At 43.2% G+C, this 21,287-nt stretch carries 17 protein-coding genes; 4 read left to right on the top strand and 13 right to left on the bottom strand.

Features of this window, described 5'->3' with window-relative positions:
• Positions 1-5: 5 nt before the first annotated feature.
• From H6F41_RS05665 to H6F41_RS05650, 4 genes are all read right to left on the bottom strand, one after another.
• On the bottom strand, positions 6-563 hold the full coding sequence (locus H6F41_RS05665) for a Uma2 family endonuclease (RefSeq protein WP_190402508.1): 558 nt from the start codon (positions 561-563) through the stop codon (positions 6-8).
• Between the two features lie 167 nt (positions 564-730).
• A complete protein-coding gene (locus H6F41_RS05660; protein WP_190402507.1) occupies positions 731-2,080 on the bottom strand; it encodes a methylglyoxal synthase in 1,350 nt (449 codons plus the stop codon).
• Between the two features lie 17 nt (positions 2,081-2,097).
• Positions 2,098-2,730, bottom strand: a complete 633-nt coding sequence (locus H6F41_RS05655; protein WP_190402506.1) for a helix-turn-helix domain-containing protein — start codon at positions 2,728-2,730, stop codon at positions 2,098-2,100.
• Positions 2,731-2,848: 118 nt separating this feature from the next.
• Positions 2,849-4,078: an S-layer homology domain-containing protein gene (locus H6F41_RS05650; RefSeq protein ID WP_190402505.1), complete on the bottom strand. Its 1,230-nt coding sequence runs from the start codon at positions 4,076-4,078 to the stop codon at positions 2,849-2,851.
• 290 nt (positions 4,079-4,368) lie between these two features.
• Here H6F41_RS05650 and ribBA point away from each other — a divergent pair, with 290 nt between their 5' ends.
• Positions 4,369-6,072, top strand: a complete 1,704-nt coding sequence (gene ribBA / locus H6F41_RS05645; RefSeq protein ID WP_190402504.1) for a bifunctional 3,4-dihydroxy-2-butanone-4-phosphate synthase/GTP cyclohydrolase II — start codon at positions 4,369-4,371, stop codon at positions 6,070-6,072.
• Here the strand turns inward: ribBA and H6F41_RS19145 are convergent.
• The gene (locus H6F41_RS19145) at positions 6,026-6,154 is read right to left on the bottom strand and encodes a hypothetical protein (RefSeq protein ID WP_277873983.1); all 129 of its coding nucleotides are present in this window, start codon (positions 6,152-6,154) and stop codon (positions 6,026-6,028) included. The genes ribBA and H6F41_RS19145 overlap by 47 nt on opposite strands.
• 229 nt (positions 6,155-6,383) lie before the next feature.
• On the bottom strand, positions 6,384-6,473 hold the full coding sequence (locus tag H6F41_RS19140) for a cytochrome b6-f complex subunit PetN (protein ID WP_190350483.1): 90 nt from the start codon (positions 6,471-6,473) through the stop codon (positions 6,384-6,386).
• Between the two features lie 243 nt (positions 6,474-6,716).
• Here H6F41_RS19140 and H6F41_RS05635 point away from each other — a divergent pair, with 243 nt between their 5' ends.
• Complete coding sequence (locus tag H6F41_RS05635; RefSeq protein WP_190402503.1) at positions 6,717-7,556, top strand: DUF928 domain-containing protein; 840 nt, start codon at positions 6,717-6,719, stop codon at positions 7,554-7,556.
• A gap of 14 nt (positions 7,557-7,570) precedes the next feature.
• Entirely contained in the window at positions 7,571-9,889 is a 2,319-nt protein-coding gene (locus tag H6F41_RS05630) for a CHASE2 domain-containing protein (protein WP_190402502.1), read from the top strand.
• A 6-nt stretch (positions 9,890-9,895) separates the two neighbouring features.
• Here the strand turns inward: H6F41_RS05630 and H6F41_RS05625 are convergent, their stop codons facing one another.
• The 3 genes from H6F41_RS05625 to H6F41_RS05615 are packed head-to-tail and all read right to left on the bottom strand — an operon-like array spanning position 9,896 to position 13,374.
• Positions 9,896-11,122, bottom strand: coding sequence for a diguanylate cyclase domain-containing protein (locus tag H6F41_RS05625; RefSeq protein ID WP_190402501.1), 1,227 nt, complete (start codon positions 11,120-11,122; stop codon positions 9,896-9,898).
• Positions 11,123-11,157: 35 nt separating this feature from the next.
• Complete coding sequence (locus tag H6F41_RS05620) at positions 11,158-12,144, bottom strand: sensor histidine kinase (RefSeq protein WP_190402500.1); 987 nt, start codon at positions 12,142-12,144, stop codon at positions 11,158-11,160.
• Positions 12,145-12,153: 9 nt separating this feature from the next.
• Positions 12,154-13,374: an FIST signal transduction protein gene (locus H6F41_RS05615; RefSeq protein ID WP_242022936.1), complete on the bottom strand. Its 1,221-nt coding sequence runs from the start codon at positions 13,372-13,374 to the stop codon at positions 12,154-12,156.
• 146 nt (positions 13,375-13,520) lie between these two features.
• Here H6F41_RS05615 and H6F41_RS05610 point away from each other — a divergent pair, with 146 nt between their 5' ends.
• Entirely contained in the window at positions 13,521-15,551 is a 2,031-nt protein-coding gene (locus tag H6F41_RS05610) for a thioredoxin domain-containing protein (protein ID WP_190402499.1), read from the top strand.
• A gap of 100 nt (positions 15,552-15,651) precedes the next feature.
• Here the strand turns inward: H6F41_RS05610 and H6F41_RS05605 are convergent, their stop codons facing one another.
• The 4 genes from H6F41_RS05605 to bicA form a co-directional block, all read right to left on the bottom strand.
• A complete protein-coding gene (locus H6F41_RS05605) occupies positions 15,652-17,049 on the bottom strand; it encodes a cation:proton antiporter (RefSeq protein ID WP_190402498.1) in 1,398 nt (465 codons plus the stop codon).
• A 246-nt stretch (positions 17,050-17,295) separates the two neighbouring features.
• On the bottom strand, positions 17,296-17,628 hold the full coding sequence (locus H6F41_RS05600) for a P-II family nitrogen regulator (RefSeq protein WP_190402497.1): 333 nt from the start codon (positions 17,626-17,628) through the stop codon (positions 17,296-17,298).
• 107 nt (positions 17,629-17,735) lie between these two features.
• Positions 17,736-18,863: a sodium-dependent bicarbonate transport family permease gene (locus tag H6F41_RS05595; RefSeq protein ID WP_190402496.1), complete on the bottom strand. Its 1,128-nt coding sequence runs from the start codon at positions 18,861-18,863 to the stop codon at positions 17,736-17,738.
• Positions 18,864-19,509: 646 nt separating this feature from the next.
• Positions 19,510-21,189 (bottom strand): bicarbonate transporter BicA, encoded by a 1,680-nt coding sequence (gene bicA / locus H6F41_RS05590; protein WP_190402495.1) that lies wholly within the window; start codon positions 21,187-21,189, stop codon positions 19,510-19,512.
• Between the last annotated feature and the right edge of the window lie 98 nt (positions 21,190-21,287).

Below are 21,287 nucleotides of genomic sequence, written 5' to 3'. Positions count from 1 at the left end.
ACAAATCAAAACACTTCCTGCCATGCAAAAGTCACGTCAGGAAAGGCAATCATCGAAAATGTATCATTCTGCTCGTAACGCTGCATCCGTTTATATCCTATTGTCGATGGTTGCGAATAGCCCTCGATCATCTTGCTATTCAAATCGAATAACCACATCTCAGGAATCCCTGCGGCTGCGTAAAGGGGCATTTTAACTTCGCGATCGTAAGAGATCGTGCTATCAGCAACCTCAATGATTAGCAAAATATCCGCAGGTGTTGGTAAAGAACTTTCATAGAAGTCCTCACGACGTTTCAGGATGGCGAGATCAGGCTGTGGCTCGGAACCATTGTTTAAAAGAATCGGATTTTGTGACCAAATTTGGACTTTGCCCAATAAATGACGAAAAAATAGCTCATTCAGACGGGTTACACAAACTGCGTGCTTTTTACCAATTGGCGACATTTCTGTAATTTCTCCATTAATTAATTCAAGGCGATCGCCCTCGGCAAAGACTCCCGCCTCATACATCAGGTGATATTGCTCTGTTGTAAATTTGCGTGTCAGTAGTTGAGCTGCCATAAAACTGATGTCCCTAACTATGAGTACATTGCGATTATTCTATCAATTTCTAAAACTTATACTACGGAGCTTTGCAGCGCTCTCAAAAGCCCTTTGAACTTAAAAACCCAGATTGCTGTGCCGCACAGCAATCTGGGTTTGATTTATAACTATGCCGAGCTACTTACTTAATGCAATTCGGTAGTTTTCCTCACAGGTGTGATATTGCTACCCAATGGCGCAAATAGTGTCAATCCATCAGGAATACATACTACTTCCACTGGAGTTGTGCCAATTATTTCGCCATCTACTACTACTTTTTGCGGTGGGGTTGCCGTCACCTTGATTTTATTGGTTCTAAAACAAACTAGGACTTCATTCTCAATTGGGGTTTTCACCAATGCTGAAGTAAATAATTTGCCGATGACATCAATCGCTAATAGACGGTCAGAAAGATTAAGACTCTCATTTTTAGAAATAGCAATCGTGACATCAAGTAAACCATCGTTGGGAATGACTTCTCCTAAGCCTTGGGCAAGTACCGAGGTTGGCGGCGCAGCATTTGCGATCGTCATAGCTCCACATTGAAATTGAGTGACCGAGCCATCAATTTCCACTTCAACCGCAAACAGCTTTTGTTCTAAAAGCTGTTGCGCTCCTGCTAAGAGATAAGCTAACACTCCAAAGAGATTTTTCATATCTCGATTGGCGCGTTCGACGGTTTCTGCCTCAAAGCCAATGCCCGTCAATAAGATCATCGGGAAGTCATTACAACGAGCTGCATCGACAATGCAAGTATTGCCTGTCAGGATGTTTTCGCAGGCGGGCTTGAGTCCTGTGGGAATCCCTAAAGCAACAGAGAAAGCATTGGCAGTACCTCTGGGGATAATACCAAGGGGAATGCCTGTGCCAATCAAGGCGTTAGCAACTGCGGAAATCGTACCATCACCACCAGAGGCGATTATAAAATCAGTGTCAGGAGATGTGGTGTTTCCCTCTTGAATTGTGGCGATCGCAATTTTGGCTTGCTCGGTTGGACTCAAATCAGGCTTGGTGAAAATGACCTTGAGCTGAATCTGCGGCTCTAAAATTTGGCGAATCATGGCTAGATCCCAGTCAGGATTGCCCTGTCCTGCTACTGGATTAAAGATCAGATGGGCGATGCGACTTTTACCCAGTGATTGCAGGACTACGTTTGCTGTAGCAAGGTTGGTTGCCAGAGGCGTGTTATCGATTTTGCAAATTCGCAACAAATTCAGCAAATTGGACGAGATCAATTGAGCATGATCGGCATCAAAGAGCCAAATCACTGCTGCCACTTCCCCTGCGATTACCTTTGCGGCAATTTCAATGTCGCCCCCATCACGTTGCGATCGCAATAAATCGATATGCACACCAGTTGCGGCTTGAATTTGTTTCCCCGTATTTTCTGTTGCCATGACTGCATAGCGAGACAACGTGACTTGGTGCTTTTGGGCAAGGGCAACTATGTCCGCTTTTTGGGTGTCATGGGCAATGAAGGCAATCGAGGTGGGCATGATTGATTGATGATTGGTTAATTTGCGATCGCAACCCTAGCTCGATATAACAACTTGTCACCTTGCATATACCCAACATAACGCACAATTGCTAAATCACCCACTTCTAGATCACTTCCTTCAATCAACTGATGCCGTTGCGGATCGTACCTAACTTCCATTCCCACCGCTCCGATTACTGTGATTCCCCACCTTTGTAAAAGTGCATCGATAGGATGTAGTAAAGGCAGAATATTTTGGGCTGACATATTAGGGTTCTGCTTTGCCGCATAGGTCGCCGATGGTAACTGCAAAATTAAAGACTCCAATTGCTGGAGGGTTTCTCGCTCAAATTGCGATCGCAATTCGAGTTTCTGTTGCTCCATTTTTTGCTGCAATATCTGATATTCTTCTCGCAAAGTCAGAATCATGGCATCACAAGCTTCTGCGTCATTGCGATTATCAATGAATTTCGCAATCAATTCCTTAACTTCAATTTTTAAGACTTCGGCTAATTTTGCTAAATCAGCATACTTGAGATTAGTCGCATTGCCCTTGCGAAGTGTATCAATAGCGCGACGTGATACCCCTGAGTAATCACTCAGATTTTGAAAGCTCGATATATTAGCTAACTGCATAAACTGGCGCAATATGTCAGTGCGGTCTTCCATAGATTGATGTTGAAATTCGATAAAATGTCGTAAAGACCCTACAGCGAAAAATTGCAAAAAAGCAGCTCTATTCTCGATTAGAAGTAGTGCTGCTTTTTTTAATAGCTAAACTCTGAGATTACAGGAGTAAATCAGAATTTAAAGTAATCGCCAGATCGGTATTAGGATTCACAGAAGCGAGTGTGACACTATCACGACCGAGGAATAAACCTAGTAATGCACCAATACCAGCACCACCTAAAATTTCTTCGGTAGCCAAGGCGCGATCCCCTGTGACGGCGGCAATAGCGGCGGCGGCGGCAGCACCAAGGGCAGCATTTTGGACAATCTTGCCAGTGCTTACGCCTCTATCAACGCGCTCAGTAGTGGTGACCACCTTAGAAGTCGCACTGATTGCTCTTCTCTGTCCATTCGCAAATACAAGTTCGCTTGCAAAGAATTGAGCACCACCATTTACGGTTCGCAACTCACCAACAACCTGAGTACCAGCAGGAATCAAAATCGTGCCTTGGGAATTGGCAATATTTTGGGCAACGCTCAAGGTGAGGGGAACTTTCTCATCTGGTCCTAGCAAAATCTTGTCTTTGGAATACTGTACGGCAATGGTGTTACCAGCAGGAATTCTGACTTGATTTTGAACTGGAGGCGTAGTGGTGGTTTGACCAACGATGTAAGGCGATGCGATCGCATTTGCCTGTCCAGATCTGACTAAAGACTGGTAGATAAATGCTGCTACTTCCGCCCTAGTCGCAGTTTGGTTAGGATTTAGAAACTGGACGTTGGGATAATTAACCACCAAACGGTTTTCCGTTGCGGCGGCAACACTGTTGCGCGCATAATTGGGGATGCCCGAAGCATCGGCATAGGTTTGTAAAACTGCTTCAGGTGATTGGCTAGGGGCGTAATTTAGACCATTCGCCAGAGAAACTAAAACCTGTACGCGAGGAATATTTTGGTTAGGCTCAAACACGTTGCCGGGATAGCCAGACAGAAATCCTGTAATGTATGCATTCTGAATTGCAGGCGCAGCCCAATAGTTGGAAGCCACATCAACAAAACTAACTCCACCACGGATTGGGGCTTTGTTAACAGCTTTGCTAAGCATCGCAGCAAATTGTGCTCTCGTTACTGGATCATTTGGACGAAATCCCCCATCAGGAAAGCCTTTAATAATGTCTCTGGTTGCCAACTCTTGAATGAAAGTTTGCGCCCAATAGCCTGTAGGTACATCATTAAACGTAGTCTGAGCGAATGCTGAGGTTGCACCGATTAGAGGTAATACAGAGCTACCAATAAAACTTGCAGCAACCAAGAGGGCAGTGCCAGACCGTTTAGTTTGATTCGTCATATAAATTATGTTTCTCCCACATTTATGCCTATTGCCATCCAGACGGGCTAATAATGAGAATGTTCCCAAATATTTCCGAATGCTCATATGATCATATATGTAGCAAAACTTGCTTTGCTTAAGACGTAAGCCAAAAAAACGAGTGGCGGTACTTCCTAACTCTTGCCTTGCTATAGCCATCAAAAAGAGAGAGTTGGAGAACAAAGCGCTCCAACTCTCTCTTTTTGATCAAGGGCTGTGGCGATTGCGATATGATGTAAATAAATAGCCAAAAGCAATCACTGTAAGCCTTGACTAAGTTTCAATTTGACTCCATTCCCGATGCCCTTAACGACCTCAAATCTGGTCGTCTCATTGTCGTTGTCGATGATGAAAACCGTGAAAACGAAGGTGATCTCATCGGTGCAGCCCAATTTGCCACACCAGAGATGGTGAATTTTATGGCTGTAAAAGCAAGAGGTCTGATCTGTCTAGCCATGACAGGTGAACGACTTGATCGCTTAAATCTACCTTTGATGGTTGATCGCAATACCGATAGCCAGCAAACTGCTTTTACCGTCAGCATTGATGCCGTAGAAGGTACATCAACAGGTATTTCTGCTGAAGATCGCTCCAGAACTATTCAAGCAGCTATTAATCCACAAACACTGCCCGATGATTTACGTCGTCCGGGGCATATTTTCCCACTGCGGGCAAAGGATGGGGGCGTACTCAAGCGTGCAGGACATACAGAGGCGGCGGTAGATCTAGCGCAAATGTCGGGACTATATCCCGCAGGGGTGATTTGCGAAATCCAGAATGATGATGGCTCGATGGCAAGGCTGCCAGAATTGATTGAATATGCCAAGCTACATGGATTGAAATTAATCAGCATCGCCGATCTAATTAGCTATCGCCTTGAACATGATCGCTTTGTGAAACGAGAAGCGATCGCAAATTTGCCATCACTATTTGGTGATTTTCGCGTCTATGCCTATCGCAATACCCTTGACAACACCGAGCATCTGGCGATCGTCAAAGGCGATCTCCAAGATTTTGCTAACCATGAAGTCTTGGTGCGGGTGCATTCAGAATGTCTAACGGGGGATGCCCTTGGTTCGCTGCGTTGCGATTGTCGCGGGCAGTTGCAAAGTGCCTTAAAAATGATCGAATTTGCAACCTGTGGCGTTGTAGTGTATCTGCGTCAAGAGGGACGTGGCATTGGTCTGATTAATAAAATCAAAGCCTATTGTCTACAGGATGGCGGTCTTGATACGGTTGAGGCGAACGAAAAACTAGGTTTTGGAGCAGATCTGCGTACCTATGGTGTGGGAGCGCAAATTTTGCATGATCTCGGCATCAAAAAAATGCGTCTGATTACCAATAATCCCCGTAAACTTGCAGGTTTAAAGGGATTTGACATTGAAATTGTGGGGCGGTTACCACTGCTGATTGAAACTAATGAGCATAATCTCCGCTATCTCGACACCAAGGCAAACAAACTCGGACATCTATTGTTAAAAACAAAGCTGATTACCCTTGGTATTTGTTGGCAAGAGCAGAAATCGACTGAGTGGCTCGATCAATTGCGCGAGTTTTTATCAACTAATGATCTGCTGATGCAGGAAGAGTCATCATCGGGTTGGGCAAATTTGTTTGCTAATGCGGATACCGATGAGGAGATATCGCTGTCTGATGCTAGTGTGGAGGCAAAGCAGATCACAATCATCCATGTTGGCTATGACCATGCTAACGAAACTGATGCGGAATGGTATACCCAGCCTAACCATCCCTATCGTCAATCAATTGTCCGCCTGTTTAAGCACTTAAAGCAGTGGCAACAGGTCAGTAACTTTAAGTTCTGCGTGGCAACGGATGATGTGAATATGCCCGAAGGATTTGCGGAGACTGTGAATTTAGGACTGGCTTGGCATACCCCTTGGCTTTGCGATCGCATTTATGAGTGGTTTAACTTTTTCCACGACGACGACGATCTTGCCATTCTAAATAAGTGAGGTAGCCAATACCGCCAGTGGTGATCACTAGCAGGACAACTGCTGCCCAGAAAAAGGTATTCAATAAAATCACGTCTGACATAAAGCCCTCGGTCTTAGATTGTTTCTAAATTTATGATTAAATTTTGTAGTGATGCAAAGCAATGATTTTGGGAGTGTTGGGTAGGGCGTAAACGGCTCTAAACAATGCTCCTCTTCGATTTTTGGCTGTTGAATCTAAAAACCATAAAGGAACTGCCCTGTGAGTCCCCTTATGGTTTTTAGATGATTTTTAATTTATTGATGAATTTTTATAGATATCAGGTCAATCTTTATAAACCGTTACGACCCCAAACAACAAATGCGATTGAAAGTGTAAACATACCGAGAAGGCCGAACCAGCCCAAAGACAGAATATCCATAGTTTTGTAACGATTTTTCTAAATTTTTGTAAGTATTATAATACGCTTTACTGCGGCACAGAGCCTACAGGCTATGAGAAATCATAACAATTTATGCAGCAAGCAACTTTTTCTCAGTGATTAGATTCTACTTAATTAGATATCTCAATCACTAGAAACTGTGATGTTAGTCATAGTCTAGCCATCAAGTTTCAGCGATCATAAAGACATTACTTTACTTTCCCGATTTGAGGCGATCGCATTATGTTTGCTCCAAAACTGATTACTCAAACAATTACCAAAAAATCTTTACTCGCAGCCGCTTGTTCTTGTCTAGTCGCCAGTACAGTGGTCTTGCCCCTTACACTCTTTGCCCCCTCATCTCAGGCTCAGTCACGGAAAGTGCGCTATGTCCCTCCTAGCAACGTCGGCGCACCCAGAGTATCTGTCCCCGGAGCTACCCGTAGCGCAGGATGTGAAGATGGTCGTTGCCTGATTGGATTAGTACCTGATCTAGATGCAAAAGTCGCACCCGTTCCTCAGACTATTGCTAAGCGTCCCACCATGTATTTCCTAGTTCCGCAAATTGATGGCCTAGGTTACTTCAGCCTGTTTGAGACTGATCCGAACTTGGGCAAGGGTAAGCGGATATATCGTGTTTCATCATTTCCCGTTAAAGTCGATCGGGCTGGCGTAATTGCCTTTAAGCTGCCCGATGATGCACCTGCATTAGAACTCAATAAGAATTATATTTGGGAGTTTAAGGTTGCTGATTTTGTGGACTCGAATGTTGTGAGTGGTTCAATCCGTCGGATTGCGCCTACACCTAAGTTAATCCTGCAACTTCCTAAATTATCTAGTCCTGTAGATCGGGCTGCTTTATTGGCTCAAGAAGGAGTTTGGTTTGAAACTGTGCAAACTTTAGCTGATGCTTTGCAGCTAAAGCAAGTAGAACCTGATATCAGCAATGAATGGACTTCTTTATTGCAGTCTACCAAGCTAGATCGAGTGATTTCTTTACCTTTTACAAGTATTACGAAACCAGCTCCTAAGCCTGAGTCTAAGCCTAGTTCATCTCCCCTGACCGTCCCAAGGTATTACTAATCAATACGGTGAACATGGCGATCAAACCTTGGTTAAAAAACGTCCTCTGGAAATGGCGTGGAATTGCGATCGCAGCCCCAACAATTTCCCTACTTGCGATCGGATTACGCCTAGTTGGTGCGCTAGAACCATTTGAGTTAGCCATGCTCGATCAGTTTTTTCGGTGGCGCGGGACTGAACCTGAAGATAATCGCATTGTGATTATTGGTATTGATGAAGCTGATGTACGCCAATATGCTTGGCCAATTGACGATGCCCTGTTAACCAAATTGCTGGATAAAGTACGTCAACAACAACCAAGGGCAATTGGTCTAGACCTTGCAAGGGACAAGCCTGTGGGTAATGGATACAAGCAGCTAGAGCAACTGTTTAAAACCACACCAAACTTAATTGGAATCACTAAAAAAGCGGATTTAGTAGATTCCAATTTTGCGATATCTAGCTCCGATATTAGTCCCCCTCCTGCCCTAGCCGCATTACAACAGATCGGCGCAATCAACCTTCCCCTTGATGCCGATGGCAGAATCCGCCGAGGTTTGTTGTCTTTGCAATTACCTAATGGCAATGTTTCCCTGAGCTTCGGACTGCAATTAGCTTTGCTCTATTTAGACGGAGAATCAGTAGTTCCCTTTGAGGCGGCTCTGAATCCAGAAAAGTTAACCGAAAGTTATGGTGGCTATGGTCATCTTGATACAGGGGGACATCAGTTTATCATCAACTACCGTCGATCGCAGCGAGGTTTTCAGTCTGTACGCATGGCAGATGTACTAGAGGGCAAAATACCCTCCGATTTAATGCGTGATCGGGTGGTGATGATTGGGGTGACGGCGGTAAGTTTGCGCGATTGGTTCTTCACTCCCCTTGATAGTGGGATTGGCAGTACGCGCATCTTTACATCGGGGGTGGAAGTTCATGCCCAGATTGTGAGCCATATTCTCAGTGGCACGCTCGATGGTCGTGCGGAAATTCGCGCATGGCAAGAGTATTGGGAATGGCTATGGATTTTTGGCTGGTCTTTGACGGGTTCGATCTTAGTCTGGCAATGGCGCAACGTTACTGGTAAAGAGCGCGACTTTGCCCTCCTGTTTTTGCGATCGCTAAGTGTCTTAATTTTCACCGCCGCCTTATTTGGAGCTTGCTTTGTCGCCTTTAGCTACGGTTGGTGGTTGCCCTTTGTGCCTGCGGTAGTTGCATTTTTTGGGGGAGGACTGATTGTCACTAGCTATTTAGCCATTACCGCCGCCAAAATTCGGACTTACTTTAGTCGTTACTTGACTGATGCAGTGGTCAAAAGCCTTTTAGAAACCCCTGAAGGATTGAAGCTAGGTGGTGATCGCCGCAAAGTCACGATTCTGATGTGCGATCTGCGTGGCTTTTCGACTATTTCCGAAAAGATTCCCCCTGAACAGGTTGTCGAAATCCTCAACGTGTTTTTAGGAACAATGACGGATGCGATCTCAACTTATCAAGGCACGATTGATGAATTTATTGGAGATGCGATTTTAGTGCTGTTTGGTGCGCCTATTTATCGTGAAGATGATGCGGCAAGGGCAGTGGCAAGTGCGATTGCCATGCAACTGGCAATGCGAGAAGTTAATGAAAAACTGAGGCAGATGCAACTGCCCAGCATCGCCATGGGCATCGGCATTAATACAGGCGAAGTGGTTGCAGGTAATATCGGCTCGCAATCTCGCGCTAAATATGCGGTTGTGGGGAATCACGTCAATCTCACAGCACGCATCGAATCCTATACCGTTGGTGGTCAGATCTTAATTTCGGAAAACACCTATGTAGAAGTAAAGGAAATTGCCAAGGTTAATGGCTCAATGGAAGTAGAACCTAAAGGTGTATCCCAGCCAATTGCTATCTATGACATTTGTGGAATTGCGGGAAGCTATAATCTGCAACTTCCATCCCTTCATGAGTCTTTGCAAATGTTATCAGTTCCCATTCCCGTCACCTATCGTATTTTAGAAGAGAAACATCTCGGTACAGAAATATTTGTTGGAGAATTGCGGCAATTATCACCTTATGGTGCGGAAATATTAGCTGATCAGCCTATGCCGATCTTAACTAATCTCAAACTCCATCTTCAAGTTTATGACCAAGGTCAAGGCTCAGAAATCGAAGGGGAAATCTATGCCAAGGTTTTAAAATATCAGCAGTATCAGCAACTTAATCAAGCTATGTCTGAACAGGATGAGCTTTTAGATGTTGATGAGCAGATGATATTGCGATCGCAATATCATCAAAAAATTCATATCCATTTCACTACCGTACCGAGCCACCTCCAAGCATGGATCGATGCTCAAATGAAACCGTCCACCAATTAAGCCCCTCTATCTAGCTAAAACTATACGATTGCGGCCCTCTTGCTTGGCTCGGTATAGCGCTTGATCTGCCAGAAAAATAGGAATATCAGAATTTATGTCGGGTTGGGGAATGACGCAAGATATACCAATACTTAGGGTAATGCGATCGCTTACTGTCGATTTCGTATGGATAAGATTAAGTGAGGCAATCACAGCCATGATTGCCTCAGCAACACTATTTGCTCCGTCAAGGGGTGTATGGGGCAGTACCACTACAAATTCTTCCCCCCCATAACGTGCCACCAAGTCTTGAGGTCGCATCACAACTTTGCTAATACCCTGAGCAACTTGTCGGAGGCATTGATCTCCTGCTTGGTGTCCGTAATAGTCATTGTAATTTTTAAAATAATCAACATCCATAATGATCAATGACAAAAATTGTTGTGATTTTTCTAACAATTTCCATTGCTGTAACCAATACTTATCAAAGCAAAGACGGTTCGCGACCTGTGTTAATCCGTCTATGTTCGCTAAACGCTGAAGTTGACGATTTGCAGTCTCTAAGGCAGAAGTACGCTCTGCAATCTTTTTTTCTAAGGTGTAAGCATATTCTTCCAATTGAAGCTGGGTAGCCTGTAGATTTTCTAAGGTTTGTGCTAACTTCAGCTTTTGTCTTTCTATAGTAGAAATATCTCGATAGGCTCTTAGAGATGAAAGTAAAGTTATAAATAAATGCTGACGAGTTAGTTCTACTTTTAGCTTGTAATCATTAATATCATAATTGAGAATAACCGACTCTTCAGGAGCTTCCCCAGGATGCCCCGTGCGGAGAATAATCCGAATCTGATGATTATTTAATTCTTCACGAATATATTTGACTAATTTCAGTCCTGTATCATGCTTTTCCATGACTACATCTAACAAAATTACTGCCGCATCGGTATGGGCATAGGCAAGTAATTTTTTGCATTCTTCTCCCGAATAGGCGGAAATAAAAACAACAGGTTTGCCATCAAATACCAGATTATTTAATGCGAGATGCGTTGCCCTATGTACATCTGGTTCATCATCCGCAATTATGACTTTCCATATGGTGTGATTTTGCCCTACTTGATAATTCTCTAAATTTAGAGAACTTTGTAAATCCTGAGAGTCTTCATCACTGAACAGGATGTCATCATCGTCTACATCCGATGTCAAAATGTTGCTCTGTCTATCCTGTGGTGAGTCCTCTCTGTTGTATAAAGGCAACATAGCTTATGTATATTTGTGCATATTAGAATCTGAATTTATGAGGTAATAGAACTGGGTAAAGTTAGTATAAATATTGTGCCTTTATTTACTTCACTTTCACATTTAATGCTGCCCTGAAGCTTTTGAGTTACTAAATTATAAGTAATATGTAGACCTAGCCCTGTTCCTCCTTTTTCACGGGCAGTAGTAAAAAATGGCTCAAATATTCTGTCAAATATTTGTTGGTCAATGCCAATACCATCATCACTATATTGAATAATTACTTGCTCTCCATTTTGTTGTATATCAATATTAATATCCCCCGTCTTGTTTGGCAAATAAGCATGGGTTATAGAATTATTCACAAGGTTTGTGATTACCTGAGCTAAAGCTCCTGGATAGCTATATATATGAGTTAAATCATTACCTGTGATAAATACTTTGCATAGGCTATATTTTAACTGTGGTGAAATACTTAAAATTACTTCTTCTATATATTCTTTAACTTTAAAATCTCTTTTTTCAGAACTAGATTGATCAACGGCAACCTGCTTGAAACTATGTACTAACTCTCCTGCACGTCTTAAATTGCTCAAAATCAAACTGCTGACTTCTGACGCAATTTCTAAATAGCGACTTAATGATGATTTTTTAAGATTGCCTGATGCGACTAATTTGAGCAGTGAATGAGTCGCATCAGCTAAGGTGGAAGCAAGTGTAATGCTTGTACCTACAGGCGTATTAATTTCATGGGCAACGCCAGCAACTAACGCACCTAGTGCTGCCATCTTTTTGACTTCCACTAATTGATGTTGCGTGAGGGATAGATCCTTTAACGTAGTCTCTAGGTCATCACTTTTTTTCTCCAGAATGACTTGATACTCTTGCAACCCACAAATTACTTGTTTGAGGAGGCTTTCTTTGTTGCGATTTGTATTTTCGAGCTTGGCTCGATCGATTTCTGAGCGCTCTAACTTCTTTTGGAGAATTCGATTCTCTTTCTCCAATTGTTTGATTTTGGAGATGTAGTTTTCACATTCCATATTGCTTTATTAATTGCCTATTAGTAAAGTTACAAAGGTTGTGTTGTGAAAGAAGGGTTTTCCATTGGCGCTGAGGGGCGCAATCTCGCCATAGGTATAAAATCCACAGCTAGTGAATATCGGGAATAGACTAGCAATTGCCTTATATTCCTCATTCGCTTTTGTTCCTAAAATCATTCTTCGCCAAGCACAGGAGAAAAATATGGCAGCTTGAGGGGATGCACCTTCATAGCTGATTTTTGCTTTTAAAAATGAGGTTTTGGATGCTTCAATTACATCTTCAATGGAAGTATCTGTAATCTGGACAATTGAGTTTGGCGGTAAATCGCCTGACATGGTGATGCTGCCAATATTCTTGTCATAGGCAATGGCTCCCCGCAGAAAGAAGGTAGTTTCATTGGGAGGGAAGACGGCCAATGGATAGACTGCATCTGGCTCGTTAATATTGAGATAGTAATGATAAAAATCTAAAGCAGGCTTGTTATCAATTTCGTAGATGATATTTTTGTCAACCTTTGTGATGTTACTGCGTTTACCGATTGGTCGCCAGCCACTAGCTGTCCCATAGGAGAAGGTAATATTTCCTGCGAATAGCAAAGTTACAACTGCATCGCTGAGAACTTCAGTTTTGTAAAATTGATACGTGCGTTGATATTGCCATTGGTCGGCGGTGGCTCCACCAAAGATAGGAATATTACCCAAGCCTAATTCTATGCCCTGTAAAACAGAAACAGTGCTGGTGGTGAGGCTTTCCGTGAGGGCAATGCAGAACTTAATCGGCAGAGTCAGTTGTTGTTTAGTCGTGACAATGGACTGCCGTGATATTTCAACGGGATTTTGGGAGATGTTCTTTCCTACGGATGCACGGATTTCGACTTCGTCGGAACAAAAGAGCATTAAAGTCAATGAATCCTGTTGAAACTCTAAAACCGAAGATACTTCGCCATCAGTAGTTCCTCCGATGAGTTCAATATGAGGAAATGTTTCATGAATTCTTTGCAGAATGAGGGCATGGTCGAAGTCGATGGCTGTAAATAAAATTCCTGCCTGTGGAACTAATCCATCCAGATCGCGAATACATTGTTCTAAGGTTTCATTAATAGCTTCTAAACTGTTGGGATCGTTGCTATGACCAACACCTACTTTGAACATATCACCCACTTGGAAATCAACAGGGAAATCAACAGGAAAACCAAAGGAGAAATTAACGAGAAAAATATCGAATTTCAACTGCGATCGCAATGATTTTATCCACCCAGACTACATTTTACAGCGCTTTGTGATGAAATTTAAATCAAGGCATGATTTGAGTTGCAAGACAAAGAGTTAGACTGTTTATATCAATTTTTTGATTAGCTTTAGCCCAACTAGATCTCATGCCCAATCGTCTCGCTCAATCGCCCAGTCTCTACCTCCGCAAACATGCTGACAACCCAATCGATTGGTATCCTTGGGGTGATGAAGCTTTAGAGAAAGCTAGAGTTGAGAATAAACCAATATTTTTATCAATAGGTTACTCTAGCTGCCATTGGTGTACGGTAATGGAGCATGAGGCTTTCTCGGATACGGTAATTGCCGACTATATGAACGAGCGTTTTGTGGCAATTAAAGTTGATCGCGAGGAGCGTCCTGACCTCGATAGTATCTATATGCAGGCGGTGCAGATCATGGGAGAGAATGGCGGCTGGCCATTAAATTTATTTTTAGCACCCGATGATTTAGTTCCCTTTTATGGAGGAACATATTTTCCGATTGAGCCACGCTATGGGCGGCCGGGTTTTCTGCGGGTGTTGCAATCAATTCGCGAAATTTATTACGATCGCAATCAGGATATTCAAGATTATAAGGAGCAAATAGTTCGCAATTTACATCAGGTTAATAAACTAACTCCTGTGCCAATTATTAGTGATGAAGCCTTAGCCAATGGAATTAATAAATGTGCAGAAGTGGTCACTAATCGTGATTATGGAACTTGTTTTCCGATGATTCCTTACGCTAATTTTGTATTGAGAGCCAGTAGATTTGATGCAAATGCTTTTGTGAAACCGAAAGCAGAACAGAGAGGTTTGGATTTAGCTTTGGGTGGCATTTTTGACCATGTCGCAGGGGGCTGGCATCGCTATACGGTCGATCATACTTGGACAGTGCCTCACTTTGAGAAGATGCTCTATGACAATGGCTTGATCATGGAATATCTGGCGAATATCTGGATGTCAGGGCTGCAAGAACCTGCGATCGCTAGATCCTGTGAACAGACGGCAAATTGGCTACAGCGCGAAATGCTGGCACAGGAAGGATGCTTTTATGCTTCTCAGGATGCTGACAGCGAAGGACGAGAAGGTAAGTTTTGGGTCTGGAGTTATGCCGAATTAAAGAAGATTTTTAGTCCGTCGGAGTTGGATTTATTAACTCAGGAATTCACAATTTCAGCGAATGGAAATTTTGAAGAATCTAATGTCTTGCAACGTAAAAATCGCGGTGAACTGTCTTCTGCCGTAGAATCTTGTTTAACTAAATTATTTCGTCGCCGCTATGGGGAATATTCGCGACCAACCGATGCTTTTCCTGTGGCGCGGAGTCAAGCCGATATTCGGGAAATTGATTGGGAAGGGCGAGTTCCACCTGTGACTGATACAAAGGCAATTACGGCTTGGAATGCGCTGATGATTTCGGGTTTAGCTACAGCCTATCGTGCTTTCCAAAAGCCAATTTACAAGGAATTGGCAGTTAATGCTGCCCAGTTTATTCTCGACCATCAGTGGATTGAAGGGCATTTACAAAGAATTAATTATGAAGGTCAAGCCGCAATTTCTGCCCAATCAGAAGACTATGCTCTTTTAATTAAGGCTCTGCTGGATCTCCATCAAGCAATTCCCGAAAAAGCAGATTTTTATCTACAACAGGCAATTGCGATCCAAGCAGAATTTGATCGTGATTTTTGGGATGCCCTGTCAGGTGGCTATTTCAATACTACGAGTGAGACTAGCCAATATCTGTTATTGCGGGAACGCAACTATCAAGATAATGCTACACCTTCCGCCAATGGTATTGCGATCGCAAATTTAGTCAGGATTGCCAGTCTGACCGAAAAATTAGAATATCTCGATCGTGCTGAACTCGCTCTTAAACGTTTTGGACATGTGATTGCCAATAGTCCTGTGGCATGTCCGAGTCTGTTAGTTGCCTTTGACTGGTTTCGTAACCATACATTGGTAAGGACAAGTGCTGAGCGTTATCACCAGTTCAGTTGTCGATATTTGCCCACGGCATCCCTCAAGATTGATGCAAATTTGCCTAATCCTAATGCGATCGCCATGATTTGTCAGGGGCTTGCCTGTCTAGAGCCTGCCACCGATCAAGAAATGTGCGATCGACAATTATTGAGGAGTATGACTAGGGTCACATAAAAGCTAGTGCCGTCCGATGTATGGACGGCACTAGCTTTGTGAGCATAAAAAACATAAAAAGAAAAGCGACTCAATGAGTCGCTTTTCTTTTTATGTTTTTTTATGCTTGCGTGTTGGCTAATTCCCCACTTGCTGGCGGTTCATCAGTTTTGCCAAAGGCAATGCGTAAAAATGGAGGTGCAAGGAACGTGGTCATGATCACCATGATAATAATCGCCACTTCTAAAGGTTTATCGATCGCACCGCTAGCAGTGCCAATTCCCGCAAATACTAGACCGACTTCGCCACGGGGAACCATGCCCACACCAATTGCTAAGCGGTTGATATTCGGTATACCAAAGACCACCCAGCCCGTGATCACCTTGCCTAAAATTGCAACTACCAGCAGAAATACGGCAATCAGTAGTCCACTGCGATTTTCAGGAATCATTGGGTTCAGCACACTGAGATCAGCTCTAGCACCCACAGTTACAAAGAAAATCGGTACTAATAAATCCGCAATCGGCTTAATTAATTCATCTAACTCATTGCGAGCATCAGTTTCATCCAGCACTAACCCTGCGGCAAAGGCTCCTAAGATCGCTTCTAAATGGATTGCATTGCCGATAAATGCCATTGCGAAGGCAAAGATAAAGGCAGGAATCACAATGTTGCCGCGAGTTTTGAGTTTAGAAACTATTGCTACAAAGGTTTTGTTGAAAATGCCACCCAATAGAATAGAACCAAACAGAAATGCGATCGCACTAACTAGCAAAATTGCCACGTTGGTAATATCAACTTCACCTGTTTTCGCCAAGCTAGCAACCACTGCCAAAACAATAATTCCTAGTACGTCATCGATTACGGCTGCACCAACAATAATCTGTCCTTCCTTTGACTTTAGTTGCCCAATTTCCGCAAGAACCTTGGAAGTAATGCCAATACTAGTCGCAGTGAGTGCAGCACCCGCAAAAATGGCAGGAATTGCTGCAACATGGAAGAAGTACATCAGTCCAATTGTGCCTGCGGCAAAGGGAGCCGTCACCCCGATAAAAGCAACTACAAAAGCTTGAATACCCACTTCCTTGAGTTGACGAATATCTGACTCTAAGCCAATTTCAAACAGGAGAATAATTACGCCTATCTCAGCGAGTACCGAGATAACTTCGCTTTGTTGAGCAAATATGCTATTTACTGACTCAGGGGACAAGTTATTTAATAACTGCAACCCTGACATGATCAAAGAATCCGATGCGGTAAATCCACCTTCAGGGAAAATCACTAAGCGCAGGGCAGATACACCAACAAGCACACCTGCAACTAGTTCGCCCAATACAGGGGGCAAGTCCAAGCGTTTGGCGATTTCACTGCCGACTTTGCTCGCGAGATAAATAATCACTAGGGTAAGTAATACCCCTGAAAGAATAATCGGCGCATTTTCCGACTCAGCAGTTGCCAATAGCGGTTGTGGGATATTCAATCCAGATAGGTGATGGGCGATCGCAGTGATCGAAAACATAGGCTATTGTCCTTTTATGTAGGGATGATCCAAGAAACCTAGACTGCACATTATTACGGTTTAGGTGATATGTCTCTAGTACGACTAGTTACATTTTGAAGAATATGGGATAACAATCGGAAGATGCGTCAGGCATCTTGTAGTAATAAGTTGCTCATCTTGAAAAATTTTAGTCGCTTTAAAAAGGGGCTTCAGCCCCTTGCCTGTTCAAATTATTTTGACAGGCTGCAAATAAATCCGTTCGATTTAACAGCCTTCGGGACCACAGAAACTATGTCCATACAAGACCTCGGCGCTACAGATATAGGCAATACCCGCAAAATCATTGAAATATGTCACAGCGACCTGATCTGCAATATTTTCAGCCATCTCCCGATTTTCGGTAAGTATCTCGAACTTTATATTCGATTGAACATCAGAAACGTGAGGTTGTCCCGATGAGCGTACATTGCGACTACCTTTACCACCAGTCTCCATCACCGTATATCCTTTCGCCCCACATTCCTCAATGATATGGGCGATTTTTTTCAATAGAATCTTTTCCGTGACGATGACTAGCTTGTTGGCTTGCTTTGCCATGGTGGTTATCTCCTTAGAATATGTAAATCAAACTAAAAAATATATAAATTTAAACTAACTGGTCTGCCCGATTAAGGTGTCACCGACAGACCGAGCTACGTCTGGACTTATCTGCCACCGATCGCTTGGGCTAGACCGATAAAGAAAGGTATACATATACCGATTGCCACTGGCGTACCGATGGCTGTAGATGCACCGATATAAGCGGAAGGATTAGCAGATGGAATCCCTGCTCGCAAGGTGGGAGGGCCAGAAATGTCTGAGCTAGAGGAGGCAATGACAGCCAAGATCACGACACCGCCCAAGCTGAAGTTCATGGTGTAGTGAGCAATCATGCCAAGACCGAAAGCAATCAAACCATGCAAAAACGGACCGATAATACTATAGACAACATACCATTGCGCGACCTTCCGCAATTCGCCAATCCTTGACCAAGCTTCCATCCCCATGACCAACATTAAGATTGAAAGCAATCCACGAAAAGCAGGATCATAGAAGCCTTTATAGACACTTTCGGGTCTGGTGAATATTCCTAAAGCAAGACCTAACAGCATCGCTGACAGGGCTGGACCTTGGAGACTTTCCTTAATAATTGGCCATATCTTGACCCGATTATCGGCATCACCTTTCTGGCTAAGATACTCCTGTCGGCTGGTGGGGTAGTCCTGCTGATCGGGATAATCGCCTGCCGCCACGGGTTGCTTAATTAGAGCTTCCTGTGTAGAAACAGAAGCAGTAACATTTTTCTTCTTTTTGTTGAGATAGATATTTGCCACCACGATCGCTGTTACGAGGGCAGGAATATCCATGAAAGGGTAGAGCGCACCCGCCCATGCTTCGTAGGGAATTTTATCTTCTTCGAGGAGGGTCAGAGCCGCCGCCATGGTGGAACCACTCACCGCGCCAAACAAACCACCCGTGGCGATCGCGTCCACGGTCTTGACCTTGGGCAACTTAGCCAATGTATAGCGGGCGATGAATACAATCACAATCCCCACGATCACCGCAAATATTATGGGCAAGACCATCTCTGTTAGGTTGGAATTACGGATCGCAATGCCACCAGTCAGACCGATTTTGGTGAGTAGCATGAAGACAATAATCGAACAAATTGACTCTGGAATTACTAACTCACTACCAAGCGCAGCAATGATCATTCCACCAATCAAAAAACCGAGGGTTGGGGATTGTAACTGTTTAACAAAGTCTGTTAAAAAAATGGACAAGAAATCCATGAATACCTCCTTTTGTGTACTCTGACGAGAATTATTGCAATAGATAAACTGAATTCTTTTTTAAAGGATTTATCGCTGTAAGTAGATGAGCATAATTAAATCAAAAGCCCAGAATGCCATAGCGTAAGAGCAACCTGCACTATAGCTTTTTGAGATTTAATTTTTCTTTTGCCTAGCTACTTAATCATGATTATTAGAATTCAAAACTAGAAAACGATGGTTTGCGCTACCCTTCAATTCCTATGTTTCAATTTGTCTTCACATAAATGGCGATCGCGATCAAGATAGAAGCCCTGAACTAAAAAGGTATTGCACTATTTGTCAGTTCAGAAAATATCGCTAGGTTTGGTCTTCAACTTAGGAAAGTATTGTTGCACTGTCCTAAATTAGTGAAGATTGAAATTTCTTAATCTTTGAAAGACCAAACTGTAAATTGTAATTGTTAAATTATTTGGACATTTTTAACTTTACGCTAATCTAAGTAAATTAATCCATTGACTACCCAAGGAATAAATCCTAATTTGCATAGATTTTTCTCTATGATTATTTGGTTGGAATAGTAAATTTCGATCTAAAAACCATGAAGCTGCGCTCTTTCGGGGCGCAGCTTCATGGTTTTTAGATTTTTATTTTGTCTAACTACTTACTATGCAGATTTACTATGAACCAGTTCCACAGCATTGCGAAGAGCTTCCGTGCGATCGCTACCGACATGCGCGACCGAAATCAACTCAAAAATACCAAGCTTTTCTAAACGCTTCGACACCTTCGGACTGGCTCCAACTACATAGACCTCCAATCCCTTGTCATGGGCATCACGAATCGCATTTTCGATCGCAAGGGAAGCAGTTACGCCCATCGAAGGTACATCGGTGAGATCCATAACCAAGACATCGGCTTCTCCCATGGCATTGTGTTCACGGGCAATCGCCTTGGATAGACCAAAAATCATGGAGCCACTGAGATAAAACAGCAAGACTCGACCACCAGCTTTGTCGAGCAAATCCTTCTGCTCTTGGGTCAAACGAGCATCATCATCGGCATCGGAAATTAATTTGACTTCTGTGGATTGCAATTCACTCAAGCGTTCAATCGTGAGAATATTGGCAATAAATACGCCAATACCAACCGCAACAATCAAGTCCACAAATACAGTCAGCAGCAATACACCGTACATGATCAAAGAGCCTTTGACCGAAATTTTGTGCGAACGCTTCAAGAAACTCCAATCAAGAATATCCAGCCCAACCTTGAGGGCAATACCTGCAAGAACAGCCATGGGGATTGGCTCGGTATATTTAGCTGCTCCAAGAACAACAACTAGTAACACCAACGCACGGGTCAAACCAGAAAGAGCGGAAGTTGCCCCAGTCTGAATATTCACCACCGTTCCCATAGTTGCACCCGCACCAGGGAGACCGCCGCAGATTCCTGAAACAATATTGGCAATACCTTGACCGATTAATTCTTTGTCAGATTTATGCTCAGTACGGGTGATACTATCGGCAACTACTGCGGTTAGCAGAGTATCAATACATCCGAGAATGCCTAGCATGAAGCCATCAACTAGCATGATAGTGATTTCGTTCGGACCAAAGAATGGGAAACGGAACTGAGGCAATCCAACAGGAATTGGTCCAACATCACTAATTCTACGAATACCAGTTACATCCTTAAAGACAGTTACTGAGATGACCGTACCGACAATTAAAGCAATTAATTGTGGTGGAACTACTTTCTTGATTTTTTTAGGAGTTAAGAAAATAATTGCGAGGGTGACTACACTCAGAATTACTTCAGGCAGATTATCGGGAGAGGCTGCTTTAGAAATTAAATCAGGAATAGATAAGAAAGTCCCTAAAACGCCATTTTTAGGTGGAGCCTGCCCTAAAAATGGGGCAATTTGTAAAATCACCAAAATTACGCCAATCCCTGACATAAAGCCAGAAATGACGCTGTAGGGCATCAGGGTAATGTATTTGCCCAGTTTGAAATAACCAAATACAATTTGGCATAGTCCCGCAATCATGACTACGGTAAAAGCCATTGCCAAGCCATTTTCAGGATTTTTGGCAACCAAGCTAGCCACAATTGTGGTCATGACTACGGTCATTGGGCCAGTGGGTTCAGAAATGAGGGTGGGGGTACCACCGAATAAAGCCGCAAAGAAGCCAACACAGACTGCACCATACAACCCCGCGATTGGTCCTGCTCCAGAGGCAACTCCGAAGGCAAGCGCGAGGGGCAATGAGACGATCGCTGCGGTTAGACCGCCAAACATGTCGCCACGCAGGTTATCAAAACGAATTTTATTAGTTATCGCCATTGTGAATAGTTTTTTCTATCGATCATATAGATTATGTCTAAGATTGCATTAAGTCAATCTATTCTTTGGTTTTCATAGATAAAAGTATATGCTAAGAA

Origin of the sequence: Pseudanabaena mucicola FACHB-723 (genome assembly GCF_014696385.1) — a bacterium.
Taxonomy (GTDB): Bacteria; Cyanobacteriota; Cyanobacteriia; order Pseudanabaenales; family Pseudanabaenaceae; genus Pseudanabaena.
This window is presented reverse-complemented; position numbering and strand designations above follow the sequence as displayed.

Coding starts and splice junctions, on each gene's coding strand:
- H6F41_RS05625 (WP_190402501.1), bottom strand. CDS start 11,122: ATGTTGCCTTTATACAACAGAGAGGACTCACCACAGGATAGACAGAGC.
- H6F41_RS05630 (WP_190402502.1), top strand. CDS start 7,571: ATGGCGATCAAACCTTGGTTAAAAAACGTCCTCTGGAAATGGCGTGGA.
- H6F41_RS05650 (WP_190402505.1), bottom strand. CDS start 4,078: ATGACGAATCAAACTAAACGGTCTGGCACTGCCCTCTTGGTTGCTGCA.
- H6F41_RS19145 (WP_277873983.1), bottom strand. CDS start 6,154: ATGTCAGACGTGATTTTATTGAATACCTTTTTCTGGGCAGCAGTTGTC.
- H6F41_RS05635 (WP_190402503.1), top strand. CDS start 6,717: ATGTTTGCTCCAAAACTGATTACTCAAACAATTACCAAAAAATCTTTA.
- H6F41_RS05610 (WP_190402499.1), top strand. CDS start 13,521: ATGCCCAATCGTCTCGCTCAATCGCCCAGTCTCTACCTCCGCAAACAT.
- H6F41_RS19140 (WP_190350483.1), bottom strand. CDS start 6,473: ATGGATATTCTGTCTTTGGGCTGGTTCGGCCTTCTCGGTATGTTTACA.
- H6F41_RS05665 (WP_190402508.1), bottom strand. CDS start 563: ATGGCAGCTCAACTACTGACACGCAAATTTACAACAGAGCAATATCAC.
- H6F41_RS05620 (WP_190402500.1), bottom strand. CDS start 12,144: ATGGAATGTGAAAACTACATCTCCAAAATCAAACAATTGGAGAAAGAG.
- bicA (WP_190402495.1), bottom strand. CDS start 21,189: ATGGCGATAACTAATAAAATTCGTTTTGATAACCTGCGTGGCGACATG.
- H6F41_RS05595 (WP_190402496.1), bottom strand. CDS start 18,863: ATGGATTTCTTGTCCATTTTTTTAACAGACTTTGTTAAACAGTTACAA.
- H6F41_RS05655 (WP_190402506.1), bottom strand. CDS start 2,730: ATGGAAGACCGCACTGACATATTGCGCCAGTTTATGCAGTTAGCTAAT.
- H6F41_RS05600 (WP_190402497.1), bottom strand. CDS start 17,628: ATGGCAAAGCAAGCCAACAAGCTAGTCATCGTCACGGAAAAGATTCTA.
- H6F41_RS05605 (WP_190402498.1), bottom strand. CDS start 17,049: ATGTTTTCGATCACTGCGATCGCCCATCACCTATCTGGATTGAATATC.
- H6F41_RS05660 (WP_190402507.1), bottom strand. CDS start 2,080: ATGCCCACCTCGATTGCCTTCATTGCCCATGACACCCAAAAAGCGGAC.